Origin of the sequence: Catenovulum adriaticum, from assembly GCF_026725475.1 — a bacterium.
GTDB lineage: Bacteria > Pseudomonadota > Gammaproteobacteria > Enterobacterales > Alteromonadaceae > Catenovulum > Catenovulum adriaticum.
In genome coordinates, this window is the sequence record NZ_CP109966.1 from 219,865 (window position 1) to 244,117 (window position 24,253).

Annotated in this window: 14 protein-coding genes; 11 read left to right on the forward strand and 3 right to left on the reverse strand. The window is 38.2% G+C overall.

Annotated features, from left to right (window positions below; translation table 11 throughout):
• Positions 1 to 11: 11 nt before the first annotated feature.
• The 3 genes from OLW01_RS14690 to OLW01_RS14700 all read left to right on the forward strand — a co-directional run bounded on the left by OLW01_RS14690 (position 12) and on the right by OLW01_RS14700 (position 5,157).
• Positions 12 to 2,825 (forward strand): TonB-dependent receptor, encoded by a 2,814-nt coding sequence (locus OLW01_RS14690; protein WP_268076684.1) that lies wholly within the window; start codon positions 12 to 14, stop codon positions 2,823 to 2,825.
• A 69-nt stretch (positions 2,826 to 2,894) separates the two neighbouring features.
• Positions 2,895 to 4,406, forward strand: coding sequence for a tryptophan halogenase family protein (locus tag OLW01_RS14695; protein ID WP_268076685.1), 1,512 nt, complete (start codon positions 2,895 to 2,897; stop codon positions 4,404 to 4,406).
• 16 nt (positions 4,407 to 4,422) lie between these two features.
• Positions 4,423 to 5,157 carry a SapC family protein gene (locus OLW01_RS14700; RefSeq protein ID WP_268076686.1) on the forward strand — a complete coding sequence of 245 codons (735 nt, stop codon included), beginning with the start codon at positions 4,423 to 4,425 and terminating at the stop codon, positions 5,155 to 5,157.
• A 53-nt stretch (positions 5,158 to 5,210) separates the two neighbouring features.
• Here the strand turns inward: OLW01_RS14700 and OLW01_RS14705 are convergent, their stop codons facing one another.
• Positions 5,211 to 7,346 (reverse strand): alpha-galactosidase, encoded by a 2,136-nt coding sequence (locus OLW01_RS14705; protein WP_428980203.1) that lies wholly within the window; start codon positions 7,344 to 7,346, stop codon positions 5,211 to 5,213.
• Positions 7,347 to 7,583: 237 nt separating this feature from the next.
• Here OLW01_RS14705 and OLW01_RS14710 point away from each other — a divergent pair, with 237 nt between their 5' ends.
• The 4 genes from OLW01_RS14710 (at position 7,584) to OLW01_RS14725 (ending at position 14,885) form a co-directional block, all read left to right on the forward strand.
• Positions 7,584 to 9,563 (forward strand): beta-galactosidase, encoded by a 1,980-nt coding sequence (locus OLW01_RS14710; RefSeq protein ID WP_268076688.1) that lies wholly within the window; start codon positions 7,584 to 7,586, stop codon positions 9,561 to 9,563.
• The gene (locus tag OLW01_RS14715) at positions 9,563 to 10,996 is read left to right on the forward strand and encodes an SLC5 family protein (protein WP_268076689.1); all 1,434 of its coding nucleotides are present in this window, start codon (positions 9,563 to 9,565) and stop codon (positions 10,994 to 10,996) included. Before OLW01_RS14710 ends, OLW01_RS14715 begins: the two co-directional genes overlap by 1 nt.
• 1,209 nt (positions 10,997 to 12,205) lie before the next feature.
• Complete coding sequence (locus OLW01_RS14720) at positions 12,206 to 13,330, forward strand: ABC transporter ATP-binding protein (RefSeq protein WP_268076690.1); 1,125 nt, start codon at positions 12,206 to 12,208, stop codon at positions 13,328 to 13,330.
• A 151-nt stretch (positions 13,331 to 13,481) separates the two neighbouring features.
• On the forward strand, positions 13,482 to 14,885 hold the full coding sequence (locus OLW01_RS14725) for an MFS transporter (RefSeq protein WP_268076691.1): 1,404 nt from the start codon (positions 13,482 to 13,484) through the stop codon (positions 14,883 to 14,885).
• Positions 14,886 to 15,570: 685 nt separating this feature from the next.
• Here OLW01_RS14725 and OLW01_RS14730 read toward each other — a convergent pair.
• Both OLW01_RS14730 and OLW01_RS14735 read right to left on the reverse strand, forming a co-directional pair.
• Positions 15,571 to 16,521, reverse strand: a complete 951-nt coding sequence (locus OLW01_RS14730) for a carbohydrate kinase family protein (protein ID WP_268076692.1) — start codon at positions 16,519 to 16,521, stop codon at positions 15,571 to 15,573.
• Positions 16,522 to 16,656: 135 nt separating this feature from the next.
• Positions 16,657 to 17,664, reverse strand: coding sequence for a LacI family DNA-binding transcriptional regulator (locus OLW01_RS14735; RefSeq protein ID WP_268076693.1), 1,008 nt, complete (start codon positions 17,662 to 17,664; stop codon positions 16,657 to 16,659).
• Positions 17,665 to 17,836: 172 nt separating this feature from the next.
• Between OLW01_RS14735 and OLW01_RS14740 the strand changes: the two genes are divergently transcribed.
• The 4 genes from OLW01_RS14740 to OLW01_RS14755 all read left to right on the forward strand — a co-directional run bounded on the left by OLW01_RS14740 (position 17,837) and on the right by OLW01_RS14755 (position 24,090).
• On the forward strand, positions 17,837 to 19,078 hold the full coding sequence (locus OLW01_RS14740) for an extracellular solute-binding protein (protein WP_268076694.1): 1,242 nt from the start codon (positions 17,837 to 17,839) through the stop codon (positions 19,076 to 19,078).
• A 105-nt stretch (positions 19,079 to 19,183) separates the two neighbouring features.
• Entirely contained in the window at positions 19,184 to 20,185 is a 1,002-nt protein-coding gene (locus tag OLW01_RS14745; protein WP_268076695.1) for a carbohydrate ABC transporter permease, read from the forward strand.
• 28 nt (positions 20,186 to 20,213) lie between these two features.
• A complete protein-coding gene (locus OLW01_RS14750; protein WP_268076696.1) occupies positions 20,214 to 21,044 on the forward strand; it encodes a carbohydrate ABC transporter permease in 831 nt (276 codons plus the stop codon).
• Between the two features lie 217 nt (positions 21,045 to 21,261).
• Entirely contained in the window at positions 21,262 to 24,090 is a 2,829-nt protein-coding gene (locus OLW01_RS14755) for a glycoside hydrolase family protein (RefSeq protein ID WP_268076697.1), read from the forward strand.
• The last annotated feature ends 163 nt before the right edge of the window (positions 24,091 to 24,253 follow it).

Genomic DNA, 24,253 nt, shown 5'->3' on the forward strand with positions numbered 1-24,253 from the left:
AGAGGAATAATATGAACAATTCAGTATTTTCTTTAAGCAAAAGAACCGCAATTTCATTAGCTGTTTCAACCGCTATTATGTCAAATGTAGCGATCTCAGCGGAGAATGAAGGTGCAACCACTCAAGTTGACGAAACTATCGTTGTAAGAGGACTTCGTTCCAGTTTAAAGCAATCTATGTTCGATAAAAAACATTCTGTTTTGGTATCTGATGGGATTGCAGCTGAAGATTTAGGTAAGTTTCCTGATTTAAATGTTGCGGAATCACTGCAGCGGATTACGGGGGTTTCAATTGATAGATCTGGTGGGGAAGGTCAGTCAGTTACCGTACGAGGTTTTGGGCCTGAATTCAATACTGTTTTAGTCAACGGACGCCAAATGGCAACTGAAAATGCAGGCCGTGAATTCAGTTTTGATGTGTTGGCAGCAGAGCAAATTACTGGTGCAGATGTATACAAAAGTAGCTCCGCCAAATTACAAGAAGGTAGTATCGGCGCAACGATTAATGTCTCGACAGCTCGCCCTTTTGATAACCAAGGATTTCATGCCGTTGCTTCTGTTAAAGCACAATACGAAACTCTTAATGAAGAAACGTCACCTTCATTTTCTGGTTTGGTTAGTAATACCTTTGCAGATGGTAAATTTGGGGCCTTGGTAGCAGTTTCTCATCAAGAGCGTGAAGTTCAATTAAATCAAATTGTTACAGCAGGTTATAGAACAGGCATTACGCTAACTAATGCTGATGGCGATGTAATTGCCGAAAACGCCACTATCCCACGTAACTTGGATATGACAGTGGATGAGCAAAAACGCACCCGTACTAATGTCAGTACCTCATTGCAATATGCACCAAATGCTGACTTAACATTAACTTTTGATGGTTTATATTCTAAATTTGAAGTGGATTCAAGAGTGCGTGATTTAGCGGCTTGGTTTGAACCAAATCGTGTAAATAATGCAACCATAGATCCGATTAGCAGAACGGCGATTAAATTTGATCAAGTGGGTGGTAGCGCCAATACAGATTTTGTTGACCATACACGTAATAGTCGGGATGTGACTTCCAGTTTATTTGGCGTTAATGCAGATTGGCAGCTTAATGATGATCTTAAAGCCAATTTTGATATCTCTAAATCGTCAGCTAAAGATGATAGTGCTGGGAAAAGCCGTTTTAACGTGATCGGTATCGAAAACTCATTCAGCTTTGATTTAACCAGCGGTACACCTGTTGCAACTCACCAAGGTTTCGGCTCTGGTACACTGCCTTCCGCCGATTTAGCTCGAGCTCATTATAACGAAGTAGGTGGTTTAGGTGGCGAAGCTCAAAATCGCGGTGCAACAGTCGAAGATGATATTTTTGAAGCCAAAGCAGATTTTGAATATATTCCAACAAGCGATACGTTAACTAGCTTAAAATTTGGTGCATATTACCAAGATAGAGAAAAGCAACGTTATAGAGCTTTTGGTAATGCCGGTTGTGCTTTTTGTGGTTACCACGCATCGTTACCCGCAGGTTTATTAGAAACCTATACTGCATCAAATTATTTTGGCGGTGCCGCAAGCACTTGGTATACCTATGATGCGGATGCTTATTTTGAATATATGGGAACAGATGCTGCTGTTGCTTCGCACGATGCCTCTGCTTTAGCCCAACATATAGCGGACGGCAATGATCCTTCCACTTATACATCTGCGGCTACAAATTATGGCGATGGTTTTGTTGCCGTCATCCAAGATGATAGATATAAAGTTAAAGAAGAAATATTAAGTGCTTATATTGATGCGACATTCCAAGGCGATTTTGGTGATTTACCGTATAGCCTAAACTGGGGGTTGCGCTATAGCCAGACAAATACTGAATCAACTGGTGTTCAGGCAGAATTAACGGATATTGTGCAAACAGCTGATCCGACACTGTTTAGTAATGTAACCGGGGAAGGTGTTGAAGTCGCTTCATCGTCCGATTATGGGGTGTTGTTGCCGTCTGTTAATTTAAAATTAGATCTAACCGAGGATTTAATTTTAAGAGGGGCTATTTATGATTCTCTAACTCGCCCAACGTTAAGCGATTTATCTCCGACCACAGTATATGGCGAACCAAGACGCCAAAATTTAACAGCAAGTGGCGGTAACGCTCAATTGCAACCATTCCGTTCTGAAAATTATGATATTTCATTAGAGTGGTATTATGGCGATACGAGTTCATTTACCGTTGCTGCATTTAATAAAGATGTAACTGACTGGATTGTAACTTTACCGGGTAACGAAGAGTTTATTTTAAGTGACAGAAGCGCACCTGACTTTGCTTGTAATACCTGTGGAGCAGGTGATACCTCGGAAGAGTTGAATGGCGCTAGTGAAATACTCACTGTTTCACGCCCACAAAATTCAGTTGATGGTAATGTAAATGGCGTTGAAATCGCGTGGTTACATACTTTCGATTCGGGCTTTGGTGTACAAGCAAATGCCACTATTGTTAATAGCTCTGAAGAGTTGAACACTTTACTTGAAGGTTTAGGTGACTCTCAAAATGTAATTTTATTTTATGAAAACAATGGATTCCAAACTCGATTAGCGTTTAATAATCGCGAAACTTTCTTACGCACAGCTGTGAACCCAACCGGTGGGGAACCTATTTACGGAAAAACCTATGGTCAGTGGGACCTGAGTGCAAGTTACGATATCAACGATACCGTTAATGTGTTTTTCGAAGGGATTAATATAACTGAAGAAGAAATTATCCAACATGGCCGCTATGCAAATCAGATTATCTCAGTTGAAGATAATGGCGCACGATTTGCAGTAGGCGTACGCGGTACTTTTTAAACTTAAAGGCTATACTCATTAGCTAGACAAACCCGTTTATCGGGTTTGTCTTATTTTTCAGGGGTACATATGAAGCCTATAAAAAAAATTGTTATTCTTGGTGGTGGTACGGCTGGTTGGCTAACGGCTGCCGTTATTGCATCTCATCATAAACTCAATACTCATTCCAATATTAAACTTTCTTTAATTGAATCATCTGATATTCCGACTGTTGGTGTGGGAGAAGGTACTTGGCCTACAATGAAAAATACGCTTCAGGCGATAGGATTAACTGAACAAGATTTCCTCAAAACCTGTCAAGCAACCTTTAAACAAGGTGGTAAATTTGTCGGTTGGGTGACAGGAGAAGACTTTTATCATCATCCTTTTACCGTTCCAATGGGATACGAACGTGTCGACATCGCCCCTTATCTAGACGATGTACAACAATTTTCTGATTTAGCAAACTATCAACAAGCGATTTGTGAAGCTGGTTTAGGTCCCAAAGTACCGACAGATCCTGACTACAATGCAAAGTTAAATTATGCCTATCATCTAGATGCAGGTGCTTTTGCAGATATGCTTAAAAGGCATTGCCGAGACAATCTAGGCGTTCATCATTTAGTCAAAACGGTAGAGTCTGTAACGCAAGGTATTGATGGCTCAATACAGTCTTTGTTATTTACTGATGGAGAAAGTATTTCTGGAGATTTATTTATCGATTGTTCGGGTGCCGCTGCGGTACTGATAGATAAAACCTTAGGCGTTAAAAAGCATTCGACTAAAGATATTTTACTGAACGATTCGGCATTAGCCATTCAATTGCCATATTCCAGTGAAACAAGCCCAATTGCTAGTATGACAATTGCTACAGCACAATCAGTCGGTTGGGTATGGGATATCGGCTTACAAAAAAGGCGGGGAGTTGGTTATGTCTATGCGTCTGATTTTATTGATGATAAAAATGCAGAAGAGATACTAATTCAATACGCTGAAAAAACACATTCTAAAGCTGAACTTGCAGAGCTCAAGGTTAGAAAAATTTGCTTTGAGCCAGGTTATCGTAAAGAAATTTGGAAAAAAAACTGTGTTGCAGTTGGTATGGCCGCTGGTTTTGTTGAACCATTAGAGGCAACAGCAATTATGCTAGTTGAACAATCTGCCAAATTTATTGCGGAAAATCTGCCAGTTAATGAAACGTCAATGGAAGTGGTTAGCAAACGTTTTAATCAAAAAATGCAGTATCGTTGGCAACGTATTATCGATTTTTTAAAATTGCATTATATGTTGACTCAACGTAAAGAGGCATATTGGCGAGCGCAAGCAAACGTGAGCAGTTTGCCTGAGTCGCTAAAAGATGACTTATTAATTTGGCAAACCCGCGGTCCGCAAACGTCAGACTTTGATTCTGCAATTGAATTGTTTCCTGCGGCCAGTTATCAATACGTTTTATATGGTATGGGGTTTAAACCAGATTATCAGCAGCATGTGCATTTATATACGATGGCTGCGCAAGCTGATGCCATTATTCAGCGTAATTTAAGCGTTAAAGAATCATTATTAAATTCCTTGCCAACTAACAGAGAGTATTTTCTAACTTAATAAGGCCGATTATTTGATGAACACAGTTCTATTAAACAAACATGATCATAAAAAATACTTAGCTGCAGCCCCCATTATAGCAGCTTCTACCGAGCAAGTCTGTGCACTATCTCTTAGCGAAATACCAAAAGCAGCTTGTTGTTGGCCTATATTTCTATCTCGTACAAATGCAGACCGAGCATTTGATGTTAAGTGCTTGATGTCGTTGACTCCAGAGCGAAATTTATTTGTTGAAAATTCAATTTGGACAGCCCCTTTTATGCCTGCAACCTTGGCTGTGTATCCATTTGTTTTAGCTAATGATGGCCGCCACGGGTATGTATTAGCAACTCGGCCCTGTTCAACAACCATTTTTGATGACGGTGATACTTTATTGTTTAATGAGTTAGGTCAGCCGAGTGTTGTTCAAAAACAAATTCAATATAAATTACAGGGGATTTTAAATGAGACAGCGGCCTTAAATGAATTTGCGAAAATGATGGGAGAGATGGCCTTAACCAAAGAAATAAACGCAGTTGTTCACTACTCAGACCAGAGTAAACAGGTATTAGAAAGTTTAATAACAATTGATGAAGACAAACTCAATAATTTATCAGATGCTGATTTGGTTAAGTTACAACGTTCAGGTTTTCTTTCACTAATACATGCGATTCTTAATTCTATTTTTCAGCTTAACGGATTAATTTTGAAACATAATCAAAATTATCCAAATGATACAGTGCAAAAAATTGAATTGATGTTGCCTGAATAAAAAAGTTAAATATCCCACCAGATCTTATTTAATCTGGTGGGGTACTTATTGTGCTATTTTGCTTGAGTTAATTTAAACACAATGAGTGTTTCAGGCAGCATAATCGGTAATTGAATACCAAAATTAACTAAATGTTCTCCAGAGAATACTTGTCCGTTGAGTTGGCTTAAACCCGATTCACGATATTCGTCAAATTCGACCGGCCAAACCCGTTCAAGTTTATAATTTTTGTTTTCGGCTAAACCAGTAAAGAAATAACTTGGTGGCAATGCCCCTTTATATTCGTTAATTAGATTATGAGCATATAGTGCTTCTGACTGGTCGGTTGCAACTATGCCAAAGTTCACTGCACAGTCTTCACTATCTAAGCGTACTAACTTTCCGCCGTGAATTAGTTGGCGGTTCTGTTTGTGCAGGGCGAAACCTTCACTTAATACTTTAGCTTCGTGATCAGTTAATTCTCTAGGATCCATTTCCATGCCCATATGTCCAAACAAGGCAACACCAACCCGAGTTTCAATTTTAATATTGCGACCTGTTATATGGCAATCTCTTGGGCCAACATGAGAGCCCATCACCTCGCTAGGAAAGAAGAAAGAACAGCCTTTTTGAATAGAGAGTCTGTCTAGTGCGTCATTCGAATCAGAAGTCCAAACTCTATCTGTGTAACGCAAAATACCATAGTCAACACGTGCACCGCCTGAAGAGCAGCTTTCAATTTCGACGCTTGGGAAACGTACCTTCAAACTCTGAATTAGCTCATATAGTGCTAGCGTTTGTTTATGCACCGCAGGATATCCCTGTGCGTTGTTCGCATGGTTTATATCTCGGTTCATATCCCACTTAATATATTTAATTTGCGGGTATGTGTTTAAAATATCGCTGATGGCTGTATCTAAATATTCAACAACTTCAGATCTGGTTAAGTCTAGGACGTACTGGTTTCTAAATTGAATTTGTTGGCAATTTTCAGCTTGCAGAATCCAGTCTGGATGTTGGCGATATAAATAGCTATCTGGATTGACCATTTCAGGTTCAAACCAAATCCCAAACTCCATGCCATTATCATTAACAGTTTTTATCAAAGGCGCTAAACCTTGAGGATATATAGCTTTGTCGACGACCCAGTCACCTAAGCCCGCATCGTCCCCTCGGCGTCCTTTAAACCAGCCATCGTCTAAAACAAATCGCTCGGCGCCTAGCTTAGCGGCTCTGTTTGCTAGATCGGCTAATGTTTCATAAGAATGGTCAAAATAGATTGCTTCCCAAGTATTATAGTGGACGGGTCTGAGTTTCTCAGTCGCATTATAAGTCAGTAAGTTCTTGCGAACATAAGTGTGGAAATTATTGGATAAGGTACTTAAACCTTGTTTTGAATAGGATACGTACATTAAAGGTGTTTGGTAACACTCACCTGTCTTGAGTTTTACTTCGCCAGGGTGCAGTAACTCACCTAGCTGAACAAAATTTCTCCCGTCAGATAAACTTTCAACACGTGTTCTGTGATTACCACTCCAACCTAAATGAAAACCAAAACACTCGCCTTGTGTTTCATTTGTGTTTGAATTTGATAATAGGACGCCTGGGAAATTATCATGTGAGGTTTTGCCTTTACGGTTTTCTTTTAAATATCCACCCATAAATCTTTGTAATTTGCTGCGGCGGAATTCATTGGCCCAACGTCCCTCAAACGAATGTATGGTATCAAAATGATCATGAAGTGGTACTGTGAGGGAGGCACACCAGTCTACCTCAATTAGGTTATCTGACATATTGCAAACTTCAGTAGCTGCACTTAATACGTTCGAATCATAATTTAGTGATATTTGATAGTTTAATTTTATTTTTCGAACATTATCGAACATTGATATAGTGCAGTGATTTTCGTTTTGTTGAATATCACTAATTTCACCACTAAACATCCATGCGTTGCCGTCTGTTGATCTAAGCTCTAATCCGGGCGCGCCAATAAAACCATCACCATAACAAGGAGTGAGTGATAATAAGGGTTCAATCTCTGGCGCGCATTTAGCTTCTTGTCTTTTCCCCAAAGCTAATAACGGTTCGATAGAGCTAAGAGCAGAGAGCTTTTTTCCCCAATAAATAATTCTGGGTTGTTTGTTTGTGCAATCAATAACGACCGATGTACTAATACTATCTAGTTGAACGAATGGACTGTGGCTCATAATTAGCCTCCTAAACTTTAAATATATGTTAAACGTTTTCGAATTCTAACAATATTTTTTCACTTATCAAATTATTTATGGTTTTTTATGTTCGAAAATATTCGTTGTGTTGATTTTTTGGTTCGAGTATGGGATATTGTAGATATCAAATTGTTACAATTTGTTTTCTTTTAATAAATTAAATTTTAACTATAGTTTAATTTTCTAGCTTGGCTAGTTAACTGAGTAGGTATCAAAATTATGTTTGGAGTGTGTTATTACCCTGAACATTGGCCAGAAAGCATGTGGGCCGATGACGCAGCTGAAATGAAAGATCTGGGTATCGAATGGGTCCGTATCGGTGATTTCTCATGGTCCAGAATTGAGCCTAAATCAGGCCAGTATGAATTTGATTGGATGGATAAAGCGATCGAAGTGCTAAGTTCTGCAGGTTTAAAAGTTATTATTTGTACACCAACGGCTACACCACCTAAGTGGCTAATTGATATACACCCAGATATTTTGCCTGTAGACATTAATACAGGAATGACTCGCGGCTTTGGTTCTCGTCGCCACTATGATTTTTCTAGTGAAGCGTATTTACAAGCGGCTCTTAAGATAACGCAAGTAATGGTTAAAAGGTACGGCAATAACAATAAAGTTGCGGGTTGGCAAACTGATAATGAATTAGGCTGCCATGATACGACGCAAAGTGGATCTGCCAATGCTAAACATCAATTTCAACGTTGGTTAAAAAACAAATATCAAAATATAGAAGCGTTAAATGAAGCTTGGGGCACCGTATTTTGGTCGATGGAATACAACAACTTTGAGCAAATAGAGTTACCCTTATATGGGGTGACAGAAATGGGTTTATCTCATCAGTTGGATTACCGAAGATTTAGCTCAGACATGGCGATTCATTTTCATAACCAAATGATTTCTGTTATTCGCGAGCATAGTGAAAATCAGTTTGTGACACACAATATGATCCCTATGTGTGACACACAAATTGATAATTTTCAACTTACCAAAGATTTAGATTTTGTTGCGTACGACAGTTACCCCTTGGGTCGAAATGCTGAGGTATTGAATCCAACTACTTTTGACTCGATGCGTAGTGGTGATCCTGATTTAAACGCTTATTTTCTTGAGCAAACCAGGGGGCTTAATCCTTTAGGGCGTTTTTGGATAATGGAGCAGCAGCCAGGGGTAGTCAATTGGGCTAACTATAATCCGTTACCAGCTAAAGGAATGGTTCGACTATGGACATGGGAAGCGTTCGCACATGGTGCTGAATGTGTTAGCTTTTTCCGTTGGCGTCAACTGCCTTTTGGTCAGGAACAGATGCATGCAGGGATTAAGATGGCAAACAATGAACCTTCTTTTTTCTATAATGAAATTGCATCGGTTATGGACGAAGTTATAAAGCAGCCAGAGATATTACAATCAAAGCCGAATAACAAAGTGGCACTTGTTACCGGGACTGAAAATCAATGGTTTTGTGAAATTGAAACTCAATCAACTATTTATAAACATTTGAAAACTGAATTTCAGTATTACAAAGTATTGCAACAACTCGGTATTAGTGTTGATTTTATTGATGAAAATTCGAATGTTAGCCAATATAAATTAGTAATTTGTCCGGCTTCAATTGCGCCAAGCGAAAGTTTTTATCAAAAGGTAAAAAGCAGTCAGGCTCATTTTGTTTTTGGGCCAAGATTTGCTAGTAAGACTAAAAACTTACACTTGCCTGCCAATATGCCGCCAGGACGTTTTTCGGATATTCTGGGTTATACTGTTATGACAGCAGATACCACTCCAGCGGCGCAAACGCATAATATTGAATATAAAGGCCAACGTTATTCGAGTCATACTTGGCGTGATATTATCCGTGTACATGAAGATAGCCCACTAAAAGCAGTTGCTGCGATAGATGGATTGAATACCCCCGCATTATTACAAGGACAAAACTTTACAGTTATTACAACTTTAAGTGATGATAACTTTCTTAAAACCGTTTTCACAGAGCTCGCAGGTAAGTTGAATTTATCAGTTCATGAAGAAATTGCAGGCGTGAGGTATAAGCGTAAAGGTGAATATTTATTTGTATTAAATTATTCAAATGAATCGATCCAGATAGAAGACTATTCAAAAGAGCAATTTTTGTTGGGGTCGGCATTTATTCCAGCACATGATTTAGCGGTCATTAAAGTGTCTAATACTGGGGAGATATCATAATGTCTAATTCAATGCTGCAATTGAGTGTTTTTCTATTTATTACAGCTCTTATTGCCTTTTTAACTTACCTTAAATGTGCCGGCCATGGACGCAGTGCTAAAGATTCAAATAAGGAATATTTTTTGGCTGGTGGAGGTTTATCTTGGACATTTATTGCCGGCTCTATCACCTTAACTAATCTGTCAACTGACCAACTAATCGGTATGAATGGTAACCAAATGGCGCTACTGGCGTGGTGGGAGTTTTCTGCTGTATTTGGCTTGGTTATTTTGGCAAAAATATTCTTACCTGTTTATTATAAAAACGGTTGTACGACAACAACAGAGCTGTTAGAGAAAAGATATAAAGATCGGCATATCCGGGCGGTTATTGGCGGTTTGTTTTTATTGGGAAATATTTTTATATTCTTGCCAGCGGTACTGTATACCGGTGCTTTGTTTATGCAATCTATGTTCGGGGTTGAAATTAGTTTACTAACTTTGGCAATCGTATTCGCTATTGTCGGTTCTGCTTATTCGATTTTTGGTGGTTTAAGAGCAGTTGCTGTATCAGACACTTATAGTGGCGTCTTACTGCTGTCAATGGGTATGCTGGTGGTTTTTCTAGCCTTAAGTGCAATCAACTGGGATTTTTCCGGTATTCCGAAAGAGCGTTTAACCCTTATTGGAGGGGATGACTCGCCTTTACCTTGGCATGTATTATTAACTGGTATGATCTTTATCCAAACGTTTTATTGGAGTACCAACCAAACCATTACACAGCGAGCGATGGCAGCGCCTAGTTTAAAAGAAGCGCAAAAAGGCGTTTTTGCCGCAGCAACATTAAGATTTGTCATAATCCCACCTATGATTGTTATTCCAGGTATTGTTTCGTATAAATTATTTGGTGATGTCGGTGATGCAGCGTATGGCATGATAGTGAATGATGTTTTGCCAGTTTGGCTTTCAGGAGCATTCGCAGCAGCGATTGCGGCAGCCGTGTTATCTAGTTTTAATAGTATATTAAATTCGTCTGCTGCATTATATGTGTGTGACTTGCATGAAAACTATTTTAACGCTAAACCAAATGTGGCTAAACTTAGTGGAATCGCGAGTGTCGTTTTTGTGATTATCGCAATTGCGTTAGTGCCGGTTTATGCCCGCGCTGAAAGTATTATTAATACCATTCAAGAGTTATATGGGTTGCTGAGTATGCCCATATTATCTACCTTTATTGTTGGTTTGTTGTTCAAAAATGTGGATTCAAAAGCAGCGATAATTGCGGTTGTATCTGGTACTTTGTTGTATGCTGCATTTGTATTTGGGCTTGATGATAAACCTTTCCATTACATCCATATGATGTTTATCACGCTAATATTTTCGGTTACGATTTCTCTTTTCGTCAATCGTTTTGTTTTTGGTAAGCGAGCAATTTTAATTTTTAAAGAACATTAAAAAATCAGTTAGACGCAAATTAAAGGAACAGGCTTCACCAGTTTCTTTAATTTGGATAAGTAACCTTGACTCGGTTTAATGAAAATAAATATGTTTCGAACGACCTTTTTTCACGGTGACTGCGTCAAATTACTTTACATACAATCCTATGGAAGGGGGAAGTAGAGCAGCGTTGGAACTCAAGCCTAGCTATTGGCGCGTGAATATACCTTATTTACGCAAAAAAATTTTCGTTAGAAACCATGAAGAGCTATAAGTTAAAATAATTCAATTAGTTAGAATACCTCTTAGCGCAAGGTTAAGTACTAAATTAGCAAGGATGCTGCCTTCAAAACCACTAATATAAGCTTTATGTAAACTCCAAAAAAGTAAAAATACCCACTTAAATTAGGTGTGTTTTTGTTTAAAATAGAGAATAGAGTCGAGTTTGATAAGGTCTAAAAAATAATTTTGTTTTTTAATGCCGCTTCTTATGCAGTTTTGACAACTCAAATATCTCTAATTTATATCGTCACAGCATTTGTTTGGATCATTTCTTGAACTTCAGCCTCGGCATGCATTGCTAAAGCAAAATCGACAGAACGATTCACCCCCAATAGTAAAAAAGGGCTTTTTTGTGAAAATTGAATCTATGAGAGTGAATAAACTTACTTTGTGTTAAATGAAAGATGGGTACCGAGTAATTAATATCCAAATTTAGTGTAAAGGGGGACAAAAAACGGTATTGGGGAAACATAAACGATATTCTTAAGTATAAATGTTAGATTTTCTGGTTTTATATTCGCTTAAACACCTATTTGTATGTTTTTTACTCTATTTTGCTTTATATACCGAAAAAATTCGCTTTTGTTTCCACCTTGATTAAGCATACGTTCAATATTAAGTTTTTTTGCTTTCTAGGTACGAAACACAAAATAAATAATTATATAATTTTATCACAAGCGATAGTTATAGCTTGCTTTGTTCGCATTTTTTAAATTAATCCCAACACGCAATATTGTTTGAAATGTAAGTATTTACTTAACGATTAATTATAATCTCAGATAATCTAAATTATTCTTTTATCAAGAATATCGGGTTCATTTATCGTTAGCCTTTGTGACCATATTTGAAAAGAAATTTGCTTATTGAGTGCCGAAGAGATAAATTCTGGAACATAAAACAACATTGTTTCAGGACTTTTCATGCATACACAAATTTTAAATAACGATGACTGCTATTAAATTAAATCAAGTAACCAAAACATTTCCTTCCAATACCTTAATTTTAAATGAGATTAATTTATTAATTGAATCTGGAGAACTAGTTGTATTTATTGGTTCTTCTGGTTGTGGGAAATCAACATTACTCAGACTAATTGCGGGGTTGGATACCCAATCGGGCGGTGATATTTGGTTTGATGATCACCTGATGAACGAAGTCCCCCCTGGTAAACGTGAAGTTGGTATGGTTTTTCAGTCGTATGCTTTGTATCCTCATATGACTGTTAAAGAAAACTTATCTTTTGGTCTGAAACAAAAAAAAATATCCAAACTAATCATTGAAGAAAAGATTAATCAAGTCGCACAAACGCTTGAAATTGACGGATTACTCGATTTGAAACCAGACGCTCTATCTGGCGGTCAACAGCAAAGAGTCGCGATAGGTCGATGCATAGTTCAAACCCCAAAATTATTTTTATTTGATGAGCCTTTATCAAATTTAGATGCTGAGTTAAGAGTAAAAACGCGAAGAGAGATCAGAGGCCTACACAAAAAATTAAACGCCACTATGATTTACGTCACGCATGATCAAGTCGAGGCAATGACGCTTGCTGATAAAATAGCTGTATTTGCACCATTATCTGAGTATAACTCGGTAAATTTGCAACAATTTGGATCGCCTTTGGAGCTTTACAACCAACCTGCTAATAAGTTTGTTGCAGGCTTTTTAGGAACGCCAAAGATAAATTTTATTTTAGCTACAATAAGCCAAATAACAGCATCAGCATTTGAAATTAAGCTGCAAAATAGTGAGTTTTTAATTGTTAAAGCAAGAAATGAAATAAATACCGATGAATTGGAAATTGGGCAAACGGTGGAATTAGCAATTCGACCAGAGCATTTATTTTTAGATTCTAACCAAGGTGATACTTCAATAAATGCAGATTATGAAACAAGGGAGCTATTAGGTGCGGAAACGCTTATCTACTTTAATTTTGGTGGGACGTCTATCGCGATAAAGTGTCCTGACCAAATTGTTGAATTAAACCCTAACAATAAAGAAGTAGCACTCTACTTCAATTTAATAAATTGTTTTGTTTTTGATCAAATATCAGGCAAGCGGCTAGTATAACTCTTTTTTATACGGATAATTATTTACTTGTTGAAACAGCTTATCTATAAAATTTTAACTTGCATTTAAAGACAACGTTGTTATTATATCTTTATCGGATTTAAAATCTAAGCATATTTTCATGCTTTATTGATAAATTAAGAGATAAGTTATGTCGAAATTATTGTTATGGTCAGTTACGGTTGCTGTGGCTGGCTTTTTATTCGGTTTTGATACTGCGGTAATATCGGGGGCAGAGCAAAAAATTCAAAATCTTTGGCGATTATCACCATTTGAGCATGGTACATTTATTGTATCATCGGCTTTATGGGGGACGGTAATAGGTGCGTTAACCGGGAGTATCCCATGTGATAGATTAGGTCGAAAAACAACTTTGATTATCATTGGTGTTCTATACGCATTGTCGGCTTTGGGTTCAGCGTTCGCCACAAACGAGTATATTTTTGCGATATTACGATTTGTCGGAGGGGTAGGTGTTGGTATGTCATCAATAGCTGTGCCCGCTTATATTTCGGAAGTTGCGCCAGCTAAACATAGAGGACGTCTAGTTGCACTCTATCAATTTCAAATTGTCTTTGGGATTTTAATTGCATTTGTTTCAAATTACTTTATTTCAGGGTTTGCAGATTGGGATTGGCGATTAATGCTAGGCATAGAAACTCTGCCGGCCTTAGTTTATTTGCTTATGGTATTTCGAGTACCGGAAAGCCCTAGATGGTTGATTTTGCATAAAAATGATGTGCAAACTAGTCGAAAAATTTTATTGGATATTGGTGAAGAAAACATTGATAAAGTGATTGATGAGATTAAACAAAGTAAGACATCTACTTCCGATATTGTTAAAACTAAACAGGTTCTGGAGCAGGTTGAATTACACAATGTTGAACACGAAGTTAAGGATATAATTGAAGAAAAAAAGGAAAATTCAGGTAACCGTTTATTTAAGAAAAAGTATTCATTTCCAATTATGTTGGCTTTTTTACTCGCGTTTTTTAATCAATTATCGGGCATTAATTTTATTTTGTATTATGCACCGAGAGTATTTGAAATGGCGGGTTTAGACGCTAGCGCATCACTACTATCTAGTACAGGAATTGGATTGACCAACTTAATTTTTACTATGGCCGGGCTTTATCTAATTGATATGGTAGGGCGTAAAACCTTGATGCTGATTGGTTCTATTGGTTATATTTTGTCATTAGGGATTGTGGCTTGGGCATTTGCAGGTGGGCACGGAGGATTAATTGTCGTGTTAGCTATATTTGCATTCATTGCATCACATGCTATTGGGCAAGGCGCAGTCATTTGGGTCTTTATTGCTGAGATATTTCCCAATTCAGTTAGGGCTAAAGGTCAGGCGCTAGGTTCAGGAACACACTGGGTATTTGCAGCCTTAATTAGTTTGCTGATGCCAGTGGCATTGAGTGCATTTAGCGCTAGTACCATATTTGTATTTTTTGCCGGAATGATGGTTCTACAATTGTTATATGTACTATTGCTAATGCCTGAAACTAAGGGTAAAAGCCTAGAGGACATAGCGCACGAATATAAATAACATCTAGATTTAGGTTAATATAATACAAGCGGCCTTGGAGACAATCTAAGGCCGCTTTTTTTTACAGTATTAGTATTCCCTCACCGATAAATTTATCGGGTCTGTGTGTATTTAAATGTCAGGAGAAGTGTTTGGGATCTGAAATTATAATTGTTTTAGCTGAAGCTGAGTCGTTAGCAACTTCATCACTCAGTTGTAGCGAATTGATTTGGGGTAATGGGCTTAGTATATAAACACCTCTGATATACTAATGTTAAAGCATGTTTTAACATTAGATTTAAACGATATATTAAAAATTGCCTGCTTGAACTAAGGTATGTGGTCCATCATGTAATTCATTGTGGTCGATAAATCGCCTTAGGTGGGTCAATTTTACTCCGGCGTTTTAAGCGTAAAGTGGGGCAATTTTAAAACGGCGTAGACAAAATAAACTATAGCCAGTGGTATGATTAGGTTTTTTAATTTCGAAATAAAATCATTTAAATAAAACACTGACAGCTGAACATATGCATAGCTAACTACAACGAAATAAGTCTAATCCCTTTTATTTAAAAATAAAAAGTGAATTTTTAAGTTATTCAAATAAGCTTTTAGTCAAATTTACAGAGAATAAAGTATCTCGCAAGTGTTTAGGTTCTTGAATGAATCAAAGCACTCACGAGATAGATAATTCTAGAGCGGTTAATTAAGCCTTTAACTTTCGCTCGGTATTACTAATGGTTTGATAATCGCTTAGTCCAGTCATTGGGCCATAGTGTTCACAAACTAAGCCGCTTACTTTATTCGCAAACTGAATATACTCAGCAATTTTTTGATAGTCTTGAGTTGGTTTTTGCGCCAACTGATAAAGAAGCGCACCAATAAATGAGTCACCAGCACCAGTGGTATCAATTGGCTTTATTTCATAGGCTGGGATGATAGACTTTTTCTCTTTGGTAGACAGATAACAACCCTTTGAACCTATGGTTACAGTCACTACCGTGACTCCTTGCTCGTGTAAAAGGTCACACCCCATTTGGAGATCACTATGCTTGGTTAGCAGCTCTAGCTCTTCTTCACTGACCTTAACGATATCTGCCATCTGGATAAACTCCAAACTTTTTTCAATAAACTCATCGAGTCTACCTGGCCACAAATCAACTCTGTAATTTGGATCAAAACTAATGAGCTGGCCTTTTCGTTTGGCTGTTTTAGCGGTTTGCAAATAGGTATCATAAAGTTTACCACCTAATAGCGCGGTAGCTGCTCCTAAATGCAAAATAGCATTATTTAGCATTTCGTCTATTTCTGGTTCAATTAAACTATAATCACCGTCTGCACCACGGTTAAAAACAAACTCTCGCTCTCCATCAGCCATTAACGAAATAAATGCGAGCGTTGTTGGCTTGACACTGCGTTTTAAAAAAGTCGTTTGTACACCATATTGCTGTAGTTCATTTTCTAAACTGTCACCAAAAGGGTCTTGACCAACAGCGCCTGCAAACAGGCTTGAACCGCCTAATTTTGAAACGCAGGCGGCAACATTTGCAGGTGCGCCGCCAGATTTTTTTATAAAATGAGTTGAATCAGCCATGCTGGTTTGCTCATCCGTACAGACAAAGTCGATTAGGGTTTCACCCATACAAACAACATTCATCGTTTTACTCCTGCGATATAATTAACTAGGTTATTAAAGATGATAGATGATTATGCATCATATTTACATCTTAGACAACGTTGTTATTTGTAAATTGAATATATATTAATTAAAATAAGCTTGTTTTTAATTAACCTAGAATGATTTTCTGTCACAAAGCAAACAGGAAACTTTATGGAGTGTTTGGGTAGTAAAGGAAGATGTTTGCTTCATGGTTAATAATTGACTAACTGCTAATCGCCCCATTTCATAATAGGGTAATGCCATTGTCGATAGTTGAGGGTCTAAAATTTCAGGAATGTCGTGCCAATTGTCGAAACTCGCAACTCCAATATCTTTACCTACTTTGAAACCGAGCCTTTCAATGGCAAAATATAGATTAATTGCAGCTAAATCTTTACCACATAAAACAGCATCAGGTTTAAAAGTTTTTAGCACGTCTTCGGCTACTTCTCGCGTAATATTAATGGTTTTGTCGTCAACTACCTTTTCAATTGTCGCAATATGGTAATCAGAATTGTTCAAGCCAAATTCAGTTAGTGCCTTTAAAAAACCACGTTGTCGCTGCTGAGCGGCAATAATATTTGGATTTAAATTTAAAAACGCGATACGGCGATAACCCTTGTATAAAAGCTGTTTGGTAACATAGTAACCCGCTTGTTCATCATCGGGCACAATAGATAAAAAGTCATCTGCTGTGCTAATGCAGTTAACTAAAACAGTAGGTAATGACTTAAATATATCTGAAAAGGTAACTGCTTGGTGATACATAGCGCCATATATAATGCCTTCAGCCCTATGTTGTAGACACTCTTCATAAAGTTTATCTTTGTTTGGTTTTTTGGGATCAAGATTAAAAACCATTAAGGTTTTTCCTTTCTCCCATGCCATATCTTGTGCGCCTTTTAGTATAGCAACCGAAGCTGGTGTTGTTGAAATTTCGTCTGAAATAAACCCTATAATGTTGGTTTGCTTTTTTCTGACCAAACTAGCAGCTCGATTGGGGCGATAACCCAATTTTTTGATTGCTTTTTCAACCTTGGCAACATTTTGGGGTTTAACACCTGGTTCTTTATTCACCACACGTGAAACCGTTTTAAACGAAACTCCGGCAATTTCCGCTACTTGTTTTATTGTGACCATTGAGTTGGCTAATGAATGAGTAATATTAGTGCATTAAATACTAAATTAAATAACGTTGTCAAATTAACTGATTTGAGAGTGACATTTTTCCTCTGTCATGCGAGTATGTTGGGTATTTTAATGATTTGTGTTTTTATTGTAAATGAATAAGGTACTACTCAGTATACTGGTTATGACTTTTGCTTCTTTTAAAGCGGTTGCAAAGCCAATAGAGATCTGGCGCACTTTGACTGCTCCAGATGAAATGAAAGTATTTGAACAACAAGTAAAACGATATAACCAGCGTAATCCCAACTCAAAAATTAGTATTGAGTACATTCCTCATGGAAGCTACCGCGATTCTGTTATTGGAGGCGCGTTAGCTAAAGACTTACCTTGTATTCTTGCTGTCGATCAACCTGATGTGGCAAATTATGCTTGGGCTGGGCTGATTCGGCCACTCTATAGACAAACTGAAGGTGAATCTCAAAGCCAAAATTCTCTAATAAAAAAAGAAACAATAGATAGGATCAATCCTAGTGGGGTTGGCTCATACAAACAGGCTGTTTATTCGCTTGGGCCATTTGACATTTCGTTGGCGATATTTAGTCGTAAATCTCTTTTTAAACAATTAGATGTCAGAATACCTAGTGTTGAACAACCGTGGTCAGTCAAAGAGTTTAATCAGGTTTTAGCAAAGTTACGAAGCCTGAATACTTACAAGTATATTTTAGATTTAAATTTGTTAGGTGTAGGTGAATGGCCTGCCTATGCGTTTCTGCCTATGCTATATAGTAGTGGAGCTGATTTAATTGAACGTACTGACTATCTTAAAGCTGAAGGAGTATTAAATAGTCCGTCTGCAATTCAGTGGGGGAATTGGCTTCAAGGTTTAATAGAAAAAAATTTAGCATTCGTTCGGGTCGGTGAGCATGCACTATTTGAGCGGGGGTTACTGGCTCTTGATTACAACGGCAGTTGGGTGTTTGACCGCTATAAAAAAGCCATAGGTGACGATTTACTTATTTTACCGACCATTGATTTTGGTCGGGGGGCCTATATTGGTGGGGGGAGTTGGCATTATTCGATAAGTCACCAGTGTCTTCAGCCAAAGTCGGCAGCGAATTTTATCGAATTTATTATGTCAGATCATGAAATCCAATATTTTAGTGAAAAAACGGGCTTCATTCCGACTTCGAAAACGGCGGCTGAAAATACAATTTTATATCGTCCAGGAGGCGAACTCTTTCCACTTTATAAGATGTCAGCTAATCATGTCGTGATGAGACCTGCAACGCCTGCATATCCGGCTATTTCTAGTATTTTCTCGCAAGCACTTAGGAGAATAGTTGATGGAGAGAATGTTGAACAAGCATTGGATCGCGCGGTTGATGAAATTGAGCAAAACATAAGTGATAACCGAGGGTATAGGTAATAGGCAAACATGACTAAATATGAACAGCAGATAAAGCATGAGTTTGCATATACAGGTATTGCAAAAGAGAAATTAAAAGCTCAGCTGCTAGCTTTGCCAGCGTTAGTGTTATTATTTGTATTTTTGATATTACCCTTTTTGGTGGCTGTAACGACTTCATTTACGGATAAGCGACTTTTGTCACCAAATCAGGTTGAGTTTATTGGTTTTGATAATTACGCAAGATTATTGAGTGTTAAAACCTTGTCTTTCCCTTTAAATAGGCAAAGTTCGTCCGATTTTGAGTTAACTTATGATGGTAAAATTTATTTGAAATTAAGAGATTTATTACGAGATAACGCTGAATTTGAAGGTTATTCTATACTTTATCAATATCAAATATTTGAACAACAAAAATATATATTAGCGAAAGACCCACTGTTTATAAAATCTTTGTTTAACACATTTAAATTTGTTTTCATGGTTGTACCAATCCAGGTATTACTTGCGCTGATGCTTGCACTAGTGCTACAAGGAAAGGGTAAACTAAAGGTTGCTTTTAGGATGCTATTTTTTGCACCAGTTGTGACTTCTATGGTTGTTGTTTGTGTTGTCTGGAGTATGTTATATCAACAGGATGGAGGATTATTTAATCAAGTCATTGCTAAATTTTTTGATGATTATCAGGCTATCAACTGGTTAAGAGATCCACAATGGGCGTTATTTTCAATTGTTTTACTATCTGCGTGGCAAGGGGTTGGTATTCAGATGCTGATCTTGCTTTCTGGTTTAAAAAGTATCCCTCACAGTTTATATGAAGCATCAGTTTTGGATGGTGCCAATAAATGGTCGCAATTCAGATACATCACACTCCCAAGTCTTAAAAATACGTTGATCGTTGTGATTATATCCACCTCAATTTTTGCATTTTCTTTGTTTGTTCAAGTCGACGTAATGACTCAGGGTGGACCAAATGATTCAACATCTACCGTTTTATTTTACGCAATTGAAAAAGGATTTCGCCAACAGCAAATTGCTTACGGAGCTGCCATTTGTATTTTTTATTTTGTTTTGATCGTGTTTTTTACGGTTTTGCAAAAAAGGCTTATTAGTAATGAACAAACTTAATGTTAAGCTTTGGCTTAAATGGAGCCTGATGAGTAGCCTGGGCCTTATATTTATCTGTCCACTGCTATTTATGGTATTTGCGTCATTTAAAAGCGATAGTCAAATTTTTTCTCAACAAAGTATCTTGCATACATTCAATCCGTTTAACGGTGTGGGTTTTAAAAACTATCAAGATGTGCTTGGTGCCACTCCCTTTGTCAATTATTTAACTAATTCGCTAGTTGTCACCTTTTGCTCAGTTATCTTTTCTGTGTTGATTAACAGTATGGCTGCTTATGCGTTGTTAAGGTTTCCTTGGCGCCATAAGCAAGTTATTTTCACCTTCTTGTTGGCGTTGCTCGTTATCCCATTCGAAGCGATTATATTACCCTTAGTATTTATCGTGACCAATTTACCTTGGCTTACGTTTGAAAGTGGTCAGCTTAATTTAACCATGTCTTGGTTTAATAGCTTACATGTACAAATTATTCCTGAGTTGGCCAATCCGTTTTTTATCTATCTCATTTACGCATATTTAAAAAGTTTACCCAAAGATTATGAAGAAGCGGCGTTACTGGAGGGCGCTTCAATTTGGAAAATCTATTTCTTTATTGTGGTCCCTATGGCTAAACCTATGCTAGCAACCGTTGCCATCTTAACTTTCTTACGTAGCTGGAATGCTTATTTGTTACCGATACTGGTCGCTCAATCTGAAGCTGTACGACCGCTCATGCCGGGCATGCAGCAATTTTTTGGTCATAGCACTAGTTGGGGCAGTATTATGGCTTATGCCACGTTAATTACTGTACCGATTTTAGTTGTGTTCTGTATTTTGCAAAAATATTTTGTTTCTGGGATTAAAATAGGAATTAAGCATTAATAACAGGGTTTTACGGCTTCAATCGGAATAATTTTTCAGGAGTTTTGTTAAACTTTTTATATATTTTGTAAATATTATTTGATCGTTAACCTATATTAATGCTATAAATAGACAACGTTGTAAATTATAAGTTGAGTTTTCATCGTTTATTTAGGTTTTTTTTAAACCCTAAAGACAACGTTGTAAAAAATAAAAACAGACACACGAGGCTAATAAAATGCTGAATCGCTTTAAATTAAACAAAATCATGATCCACTGCGCACTGTTAACTAGTGTCAGTGTGTTAACTGCATGTGGTACAGGCTCTGCTGATCCTAAAGGTCAAAATAATCACAATAAAGATGTTGAGGTTATTGTTCTGGAAGAAGGACAGACAGTTGATGATGTCTTAAACCCAGATGATGGTGGCGATGAGCCGGATGACGGGGGCGATGATACACAAGTTGAATTAACTACAGATCCGGCCAATGAAGGAGCCAGTTTATTTATTCGCAGTGAAGACCCTAATCAGAATATCGCTGGATTTGAATTTTGCTGTGGTGGGTTTGATAGCTATCAGGAACATGGATTTACTCATGCAACCGGTGATTTTGTAAAATTAGACGGCGGATTCTGGGGCGCTGATGTGGGCGGTCATATTGATGAGCGCGTATTCTCAAGTTATGGTGACGGTTTTGATAATGATGCTGATACCTCTGCAGCGCAGGTGGGGCCGGGTGCTACCGGGTCAATTCGTTCGCCTGAATTTACGGTTGAAAACGACTATATCAACTTTTTAGTTGGCGGTGGCAGCAATGGCTATGGCAGTGCTAATTCAACTGCACTCACTCTGGTTGTGGATGAGCAGGTGGTTCGTCAGGCCAGTGGCACAAATGAACATAATAATATGAACTGGCAAACCTGGGATGTAAAAGAATATCAGGGCAAAACCGCGTTTGTTGAGTTTATTGATATGCATGCAAATGATAACTCAGATTCGAGTCTGGCTTATATCGTCGCTGACCAGTTTCGCGCTGCAGATAAAGCTGCGGTCATGCCGGATAGCTCAACTGAGGTGTCAACAACAGCAAGTCTGACTAGTTCGCCTGATTCGGCCGGTATGTCTGCATTTGTTCGTCAGGCTGATTTAAATAAGAATATTGCCGGATTCGAATTCTGCTGTGGTAAATATAATACCTATCAGGCACACAGTTTCCGCGCAACTGGCGATATGATCTTTTTAGACGGTGGTTGGTGGGCAGCCGATGTAGTCAATCATGTTGGTGACAGGGTTTTTTCAAGCCGAGCCGATGGCTTTGAGGCCGATGGTGCAGCACTCGGCTGGATAGGTGATTCAGCAACTGGCAGTTTAATCAGTCCTGAATTTCAAATTGAAAATAACTACCTTAACTTTTTGATTGGTGGTGGCACCAATGCTTACCATTTCGAAAAAGCAACGGCCGTAGTATTGCGTGTGAATGGCAAAATCGTTCGTCATGCAAGCGGAAATGGTGAAGAAAATAAAGTCGACTGGCAATCGTGGGATGTCTCCTCTCTAATTGGCGAAACAGCCGTATTTGAAATTATTGATCAGCATGATGCAGCCGAAGATGATGGTTCACTCGCTTTTATTTTGGTCGATGAGATCCGACAGGCAGACAGAGCTGCTAACCAGCCGTCAGCTTCATCTGTGGTCACTTCTGATGTGGGTCATCGCCAAGAGCTAGTATTAGATTTAGGTGATCCGAATCCGTTTTACGATAATGGCGAATACTATATTTATTACCTTGAAAACTATGGTTTTCATTCATGGGCGGTTGCAAAAACATCTGATTTACTCACATCCAGCTTTCCGCAAACTGTACTGCCAGCTTCTGGTGATGCTGCTAAAGCTGATCAGTGGATAGGTTCAGGCAGTGTGATTAAAGCGCAAGATGGCAGTTATCATTTATTTTACACAGGCCATAACCAGAATTTATCTCCGGTAGAAACCGTGATGCATGCAACCGCAGATGACAATACGTTAACTAACTGGACCCCAGTTGAAGCTGATACATTCACAGGTTCAAATGGTTACAGCGATTATGATTTTAGAGATCCGCTCGTTTTCTGGAATGAATCAGAAAGCCAATACTGGATGCTGATTACCACACGTTTTGATAACAAAGCGGCTATTGGTTTATATACATCAGAAAATTTATCAAGCTGGACTGCGCAAGATCCGCTCTATACTGAAGTATCTAATTTGAACTTAGAAGTAGCTGATTACTTTGAACTAGATGGCAAACCTTTTATTGTGTATTCAGACCAGCGAGACAATTCTCGTCAGGTTAAATATTTAACCAAAGACGGTGATAACTGGGTGACAGCGAATAATGATGCATTAGATGGCCGTGCCTATTATGCAGCACGAACGGCTGGTGCTGCAGATGAACGTTTATTATTTGGCTGGGTTGCACATAACTTTGGTCGAAAAGACGGCAATAATCCGGATTGGGGCGGTGATTTAATGATCCACCAGGTTAAACTTAACAATGGTGAGCTGGCCGTTGAACTGCCGGAAAAAATCCGCACAGGTTTAATGCAGTCTATGCCAGTTGAGTCTGTTTTCACTGAGGGTGGTGCCACAGCAACGGCAAATGGCTTTAGCCTGCCGGCTCAAAGCGCGGTCACTTTAGCGGCTTCTTCCGTTAAAAATCGTTGGGCTTTCAGTGTCGACAGTGCGAGCGCGAATGCTGAATTTGGCTTGTTGTTTAGAAAACCACTTGAAGACGACGCAGACAAACGCGCACATTTAGAAGTGGATGCGGCTAACAATCAGGCAACTTTTTATTTTGCAGGCGATGAAGATAATCAGTTTAATCCGGTTGTCACTATCCCACTGGATGCATCTACCGGGATTGATTTTGAACTGATAGCCGACCCTAAAGCTGGAGTTGGAGCTCTGTATATCAATAATACCCGCGCGTTGAGTTTTAGATTATACGAAATTGCAGACTATGAAATTGGTTTTTATAGTCAGTCAGACGCGATTAACATAAATGAATTATCGCGTTATTCAAAATAATGAATAACGCGTAACAGTTTATCTGATCCCCTTCTATTTCAGAAGTTCAGATAAGGCGTTATCGGAGAGTGCCGACTCTGGTAACGCCATTTACTTTACCTTTGAACTCGCGTGAATAAAATTGTTTTTGATATCACGTATCAATAAACCGCCTGAGTGCAAG

Coding starts and splice junctions, on each gene's coding strand:
- OLW01_RS14690 (WP_268076684.1), top strand. CDS start 12: ATGAACAATTCAGTATTTTCTTTAAGCAAAAGAACCGCAATTTCATTA.
- OLW01_RS14695 (WP_268076685.1), top strand. CDS start 2,895: ATGAAGCCTATAAAAAAAATTGTTATTCTTGGTGGTGGTACGGCTGGT.
- OLW01_RS14700 (WP_268076686.1), top strand. CDS start 4,423: ATGAACACAGTTCTATTAAACAAACATGATCATAAAAAATACTTAGCT.
- OLW01_RS14710 (WP_268076688.1), top strand. CDS start 7,584: ATGTTTGGAGTGTGTTATTACCCTGAACATTGGCCAGAAAGCATGTGG.
- OLW01_RS14715 (WP_268076689.1), top strand. CDS start 9,563: ATGTCTAATTCAATGCTGCAATTGAGTGTTTTTCTATTTATTACAGCT.
- OLW01_RS14720 (WP_268076690.1), top strand. CDS start 12,206: ATGACTGCTATTAAATTAAATCAAGTAACCAAAACATTTCCTTCCAAT.
- OLW01_RS14725 (WP_268076691.1), top strand. CDS start 13,482: ATGTCGAAATTATTGTTATGGTCAGTTACGGTTGCTGTGGCTGGCTTT.
- OLW01_RS14730 (WP_268076692.1), bottom strand. CDS start 16,521: ATGAATGTTGTTTGTATGGGTGAAACCCTAATCGACTTTGTCTGTACG.
- OLW01_RS14735 (WP_268076693.1), bottom strand. CDS start 17,664: ATGGTCACAATAAAACAAGTAGCGGAAATTGCCGGAGTTTCGTTTAAA.
- OLW01_RS14740 (WP_268076694.1), top strand. CDS start 17,837: ATGACTTTTGCTTCTTTTAAAGCGGTTGCAAAGCCAATAGAGATCTGG.
- OLW01_RS14750 (WP_268076696.1), top strand. CDS start 20,214: ATGAGTAGCCTGGGCCTTATATTTATCTGTCCACTGCTATTTATGGTA.
- OLW01_RS14755 (WP_268076697.1), top strand. CDS start 21,262: ATGCTGAATCGCTTTAAATTAAACAAAATCATGATCCACTGCGCACTG.